The organism is Nocardioides sp. (genome assembly GCF_034670285.1).
GTDB lineage: Bacteria > Actinomycetota > Actinomycetes > Propionibacteriales > Nocardioidaceae > Nocardioides.
In genome coordinates this window covers 1-6,265 of sequence record NZ_JAXMNS010000217.1, presented here as the reverse complement: position 1 = coordinate 6,265, position 6,265 = coordinate 1, and the positions used below count along the sequence as shown (strand labels likewise).

The following is a 6,265-nucleotide window of genomic DNA, read 5'->3' as shown; positions in this document are numbered from 1 at the left end:
ATGCCGACTACGCCATCGCGTGGGTGCCCAAGGTGCTCGGCTCGATCGAGCAGGGCGCCAACCTGACCAACATCGCCCAGATCTTCCAGCGCTCCGGCACTCTCCAGGTCTCGATGGCCGACTCCGGCATCGAGTCGGTCGCCGACTTCGAGGGCAAGAAGATCGGCTCGTGGGGGTTCGGCAACGAGTGGGAGATCTTCGCGGCGATGGCTGCCGAGGGCCTCGACGCGACCTCGGTCGACATCGTCACCCAGGACTTCAACATGAACGCCTTCCTCCAGGGCGACATCGACGCGGCCCAGGCGATGACCTACAACGAGTTCGCCCAGGTCCTCGAGACGCCGAACCCCGACACCGGTGAGCTCTACCAGCCGGACGACTTCAACGTGATCTCGTACGCCGACACGGCCGGCGGGATGCTGCAGGACGCCATCTGGGCCGACACCGAGCGCCTCGAGTCCGACGAGGAGTACGCCGAGACCACGGTCGCGTTCCTCAAGGCCGTCATCAAGGGCTGGGCCTACGCACGCGACAACGTCGAGAGCGCTGCCGAGATCACGGTCGCGGCCGGCTCCAGCTGGGGCCCGAGTCACGAGCTGTGGATGGCCAACGAGACCAACAAGCTCATCTGGCCCTCCGACAACGGCATCGGCGTGATCGACCAGGCGGCCTGGGACCAGACCGTCGAGGGCGCGCTGGCCGCTGTCAACGAGCAGGGCCAGAACCTCATCACCGCCGCGCCGCCCGCGACGGCGTACGACAACAGCTACATCGAGCAGGCGATCAGCGAGCTCGGCGACGAGGTCGACACCGTCGGTTCGGGCTACACCCCGACCGACGTCGTCCTGGTCGAGGGCGGCAACTAGCACGCCGGTCTGACGCCGAGTCGGCGCGTACTCGCGCCGACTCGGCATCGGACCTCCAGCACACACACCCCACCAAGGACGAAGGAGACCGACGATGACGACGGCGCCCGCGCACGACCCCACCTCGCCCGACGCGAGGGCCTACGCGCTCGATCGGGCCCACGTCTTCCACTCCTGGTCGGCCCAGGGGGCGCTGGACCCGATGGTGATCGAGAGTGGCCTCGGCTGCCACGTCTGGGACCACGCGGGCACCCGCTACCTCGACTTCTCCAGCCAGCTCGTCAACGTCAACATCGGCCACCAGCACCCAGCCGTCGTGGCTGCCATCCAGGAGCAGGCAGCGCTGCTCACGACGATCTCGCCCCCGACCGCCCACCTCGCTCGCGGCGAGGCCGCCAAGCGGATCACCGACCGGGCGCCGGACGGGATGAACAAGGTCTTCTTCACCAACGGCGGTGCCGACGCGATCGAGAACGCCATCCGGATGGCGCGCCTGCACACCGGGCGCGACAAGGTGATCTCGCGCTACCGCAGCTATCACGGCAACACCGGCTCGGCGATCGTCGCGACCGGTGACTGGCGCCGAGTGCCCAACGAGTTCGCCCGCGGCCACGTGCACGCCTTCGGTCCCTACCTCTACCGCTCGGAGTTCTGGGCGACCACGCCGGAGGAGGAGTCCGAGCGGGCGCTGACGCACCTGCGTCGGGTGATCGAGTGCGAGGGGCCCAACGGCATCGCGGCGGTGCTGCTCGAGACGATCCCCGGCACCGCCGGTGTGCTGATGCCGCCGCCGGGCTACCTCGCCGGCGTCCGTGCGCTCTGCGACGTCCACGGCATCGTGCTGATCCTCGACGAGGTCATGGCCGGGTTCGGCCGCACCGGCGAGTGGTTCGCCTTCGACGGCGTCGACACCGACCGGGGTGGGGTGAAGCCCGACCTGATCGCCTTCGCCAAGGGCGTCAACTCCGGCTACGTGCCGGTCGGGGGCGTGGTGATCTCCGACGAGATCGCTGCCGACTTCGACAAGACCGTGTTTCCCGGCGGGCTCACCTACTCCGGGCACCCGCTGGCCGCAGCCTCCATCGTCGCCGCGCTCGACGCCATGGAGAGCGAGGGCATCGTCGCCAACGCCAAGCGCATCGGCGCCGACGTCCTCGGGCCGGGGCTGCGTGAGCTCGCCGACAAGCACCCGATCGTCGGGGAGGTGCGGGGCACCGGTGTCTTCTGGGCGATCGAGCTGGTCGCCGATCCGGCCACCCGCGCGCCGGTCGGGGCAGCGGTGATCGGCCGCGCCAAGAAGGAGATGCTCGCGCGCGGTCTCCTGCCCTTCGCTGCCGACAACCGCATCCACGCCGTGCCTCCGTGTGTCGTCACCGACGACGAGGTGGCGCAGGCCCTGTCCATCTACGACGACGTCCTGACCCTGCTCGACGAGGAGCTCTGACCCCATGACCGCCACCGCCACCACAAGCAGCACCACCAGCGACCTTCCTGTCCTCGACCACTGGATCGCCGGCGCGCTCGCCACCGGCGCCTCCGAGCGCACCGCGCCGGTCTACGACCCCGCGCTGGGCGTCCAGACCAAGCACGTGCGCCTCGCCTCGACCGCGGACGTCGACACCGCGGTCGCGACCGCCCGCGCCGCCTTCACCGGTGCTCAGGGCTGGGGGAGCTCCTCCACCGCGAAGCGCCAGCAGGTGATGTTCGCCTTCCGCGAGCTGGTCAACGCCCGCAAGGGAGAGCTCGCCGCGATCCTCACCTCCGAGCACGGCAAGGTGCTCTCCGACGCCGCCGGCGAGGTGGCCCGCGGACTCGAGGTCGTCGAGTTCGCCTGCGGCATGCCGCACCTGACGAAGGGCTCCTACTCCGAGAACGTCTCGACCGACGTCGACGTCTACTCCCTCAAGCAGCCGCTCGGGGTCGTCGGGATCATCAGCCCCTTCAACTTCCCGGCCATGGTGCCGATGTGGTTCTTCCCGATCGCCATCGCCACCGGCAACACCGTCGTGCTCAAGCCGAGCGAGAAGGACCCGAGCGTGGCCAACTGGATGGCGGCGCTGTTCCAGGAGGCCGGGCTGCCGGACGGCGTCTTCAACGTCGTGCACGGCGACAAGGAGGCCGTCGACGCCCTGCTGGTGCACCCCGACGTCGCCTCGATCTCGTTCGTCGGCTCGACCCCGATCGCGCGCTACGTCTACGAGACCGGAACCGCCCACGGAAAGCGCGTGCAGGCGCTCGGCGGGGCCAAGAACCACATGCTCGTGCTCCCCGACGCCGACCTCGACCTGGTCGCCGACGCCGCCGTCAACGCCGGCTTCGGCTCGGCCGGCGAGCGCTGCATGGCCGTCTCGGTCGTGCTCGCCATCGACTCGATCGCCGACGAGGTCGTCGAGCGGGTGCGCTCTCGGATGGGCGGGCTCGTCACCGGCGACGGGCGGGGCAGCGCCGACATGGGGCCGCTGATCACCGCCGAGCACCGCGACAAGGTCGCGGGCTACCTCGACGTGGCGAGCACCGACGGCGCCGAGGTCGTCGTCGACGGACGCGGGGTCACGCCCGACGGTGCCGCCGAGGGGTTCTGGCTCGGACCCTCGCTGGTCGACAAGGTGCCCACCACCTCGACCGTCTACACCGACGAGATCTTCGGGCCCGTGCTGTCGATCGTGCGCGTGGCGTCGTACGACGAGGGCCTGGCGCTGATCAACAACAGCCCCTACGGCAACGGCACCGCGATCTTCACCAACGACGGCGGCGCCGCTCGACGCTTCCAGCGCGAGGTCGAGGTCGGGATGGTCGGCATCAACGTGCCGATCCCGGTGCCGGTCGCCTACCACTCCTTTGGCGGCTGGAAGGCCTCGTTGTTCGGTGACGCCAAGGCCTACGGACCGCAGGGTGTCGACTTCTTCACCCGCGAGAAGGCGATCACGAGCCGGTGGCCCGACCCAAGTCACGGTGGCATCAACCTGGGGTTCCCGCAGAACGTCTGACCGGGGCAGTTTCGGCGTACGGCGTGCCCGATTGGGGCCGGGGGGCAAGGATGGGGCCATGAGCGAGAACCCCCCGGTGCACGTGGCCGCGCCGGTCGTCGACGTGCGCGGGCTGCACGTGCGCTTCGGCGAGGTCGAGGCCGTGTGCGGGGTCGACCTCGTGGCTCACGCGGGGCAGTCGACCGCGCTGCTCGGCCGCAACGGCGCCGGCAAGTCGACGACGATGCGGGTGCTCGCCGCGGTGGTCCCGGCCACCGCGGGCACCGTGCTCGTCGCCGGGTACGACGTCCAGCACGAGCCGCTGATGGTCAAGCGCGCCGTCGGCTACTGCCCGGACGTCGGCGGGCTGGTGCCCCGCGCGACCCCGTGGGAGCACCTCCAGCTCGCCGCACGGCTGCGCCGGCTGCCCGACTGGGAGGACCGCGCCCGCGACCTGCTCGAGCGCTTCGAGCTCGGCGACGTCGCGCACCGGGTGACGGCCGGCTTCTCGCACGGCATGGGTCGGCGGCTCAGCGTCGTGCTCGCCGCGCTGCACGAGCCCGACGTGCTGCTGCTCGACGAACCGTTCGACGGTGTCGATCCGATCGGCGTCGAGGCGACCCTCGAGGTCATCAACGACGCCCGGGCCCGCGGGGCGTGCGTGCTGGTCTCGACTCACCTGCGCGAGCTCGCGGTCGAGGCGTGCAGCACCGTGAGCGTGCTGCGCGGCGGCGCGCGCGTGGCCACGATGGCTGCCCACGAGATGCTCGGCGAAGAGGGTGCTCGTGCCTACCGCGGCCTCCTCGACTGACGCCGCGCCGGAGCCTTCAGTGCCTCGGAGGGCGCGACCGGGCGTGCTGGCGGACGCCGTACGCGCGACGGTCGACCTGGTGCACCTGGTGCGGTTCCGGGTCGGCACGCTGCGCCATCCCGTGGTCACCGGCGCGGGCGCCGCGTGCCTCCTCGTCCTCACCGCAGCGGTGGCCTACATCCCCGCCCTGCACCCCGACGCCGGCGAGGCCGGACGCGCCACCGACGTCCTGATCCTGCTGCCGACGGCCCTCGCCGCGTTCGTGCTGCTCGCCATCGTGTCGGCGGCGGCCTCGGGTGGCGGCCGAGAGCTGTTGGCCCGCGACCCGGCGTCGATCCACCCGATCAGCGCCACGACCGACCACCTCGGGGCGTTGCTGCTCGCGCCGCTCAACATCGCCTGGATGCTCCAGGCCTGGGCGCTCCTGGGGTTCACGGCCTTCGCCGTGGGGAACGAGCAGGTGATCCGGGCGCAGGTGCTGCTGGTGCTGTGGCTGGCCGCCGGGACGGCGTTCGCGCAGGTGCTCGCCTGGATTTTGGAGGGCGTGCGTCGGGTGCCGCACGGCATCGCCGGCATCAGGCTGCTCACCGTCGTGCTCCTCGGCACCGCGCTGGGGCTCCAGCTCACCGACCGGATCATCACCGTGTTCGACCAGATCCCCACGCGCTACCTCGTGGTCGCCATGGCCACGCCGTCCTGGTCAGGCTGGCTGACGGCGGCGGGGATCCTGCTCGGCGCCACTGTGCTCCTGGTCGTCGTGGGTGCCGTGCCGGCCCACATCGCCGGCCACCGGACCCCGCGCGAGGAGCTGCGGGTCGAGAGCGGTCACTACGAGGCGCGTCCCTCCGCGAGGACCGACCTCGGCACACTGATTCGGATCGACCGCGGCTCGGTCTGGCGCGCGGTCCCGATGCGTCGCGGCGTCGTCGTGCTGGCGCTGGGGCCCGGACTCGTCGCCCTCCTCGGTGGACTCCAGTGGAGCACGATGACGATCCTGCCGTGCCTCGTCGCCTCGGGCGGTGCACTGCTCTACGGCGTCAACGCCTGGTGCCTCGACTCGCGGGGTGCCCTGTGGCGCGAGAGCCTGCCCGTCGACCCACGCACCGTGTTCGACTCCCGGGCGCTGGTGCTGGCCGAGTTCCTGCTGGTCGCCTCGCTCGCAACGGTGGCCATCGCCGGACTGCGTGCCGGGGTCCCGTCGGTCTCCGAGCTCACCGCGCTCGCCGCGACGCTGCTGGTCGTGACGCTGCAGGTGGTGGGCGCGTCGATGAGGTGGTCGTCTCAGCGGCCGTACGCCGTCGACCTGCGCTCGGCCCGCGCCACCCCGGCGCCGCCGTCCCTGATGGTGGGCTACTCGGCGCGCCTCGCCTTCTCGACGACGGTCACCGGGCTGTTCTTCGCGGCTCTGGCCTACTCCGACCGGTGGCTGCTGTCGGTGCTCTTCGCCATCACGATGCTGGCCTGGTCGGGCCTGCGCCTGATGCGGGTCCGCCGCGCCTGGGCGGACCCGACCGACCGCGCCCGCATCGTCACCACCGTGTCAGCCGCCTGACCCGTTTTCCGCCGAGTCGGCGCGTGTACGCGCCGACTCGGCGACGGGCTGGGGGCAGGGTCAGGTGGCG

Annotated in this window: 5 protein-coding genes; all 5 read left to right on the top strand. The window is 71.3% G+C overall.

Translation table 11 applies throughout. The features are described 5' to 3' along the window. On the top strand, window positions 1-866 hold an 866-nt coding region (locus VOI19_RS11865; RefSeq protein ID WP_323793171.1), incomplete at its 5' end, for an ABC transporter substrate-binding protein. Between the two features lie 94 nt (window positions 867-960). Continuing rightward, a complete protein-coding gene (locus tag VOI19_RS11860) occupies window positions 961-2,310 on the top strand; it encodes an aspartate aminotransferase family protein (RefSeq protein ID WP_323793170.1) in 1,350 nt (449 codons plus the stop codon). Between the two features lie 4 nt (window positions 2,311-2,314). After that, entirely contained in the window at window positions 2,315-3,853 is a 1,539-nt protein-coding gene (locus VOI19_RS11855) for a CoA-acylating methylmalonate-semialdehyde dehydrogenase (protein ID WP_323793169.1), read from the top strand. Window positions 3,854-3,911: 58 nt separating this feature from the next. Beyond that, window positions 3,912-4,643: an ABC transporter ATP-binding protein gene (locus VOI19_RS11850; protein WP_323793168.1), complete on the top strand. Its 732-nt coding sequence runs from the start codon at window positions 3,912-3,914 to the stop codon at window positions 4,641-4,643. A gap of 43 nt (window positions 4,644-4,686) precedes the next feature. Then, window positions 4,687-6,195 carry a hypothetical protein gene (locus VOI19_RS11845; protein ID WP_323793167.1) on the top strand — a complete coding sequence of 503 codons (1,509 nt, stop codon included), beginning with the start codon at window positions 4,687-4,689 and terminating at the stop codon, window positions 6,193-6,195. Window positions 6,196-6,265 lie beyond the last annotated feature (70 nt).

Coding starts and splice junctions, on each gene's coding strand:
- VOI19_RS11850 (WP_323793168.1), top strand. CDS start 3,912: ATGAGCGAGAACCCCCCGGTGCACGTGGCCGCGCCGGTCGTCGACGTG.
- VOI19_RS11855 (WP_323793169.1), top strand. CDS start 2,315: ATGACCGCCACCGCCACCACAAGCAGCACCACCAGCGACCTTCCTGTC.
- VOI19_RS11860 (WP_323793170.1), top strand. CDS start 961: ATGACGACGGCGCCCGCGCACGACCCCACCTCGCCCGACGCGAGGGCC.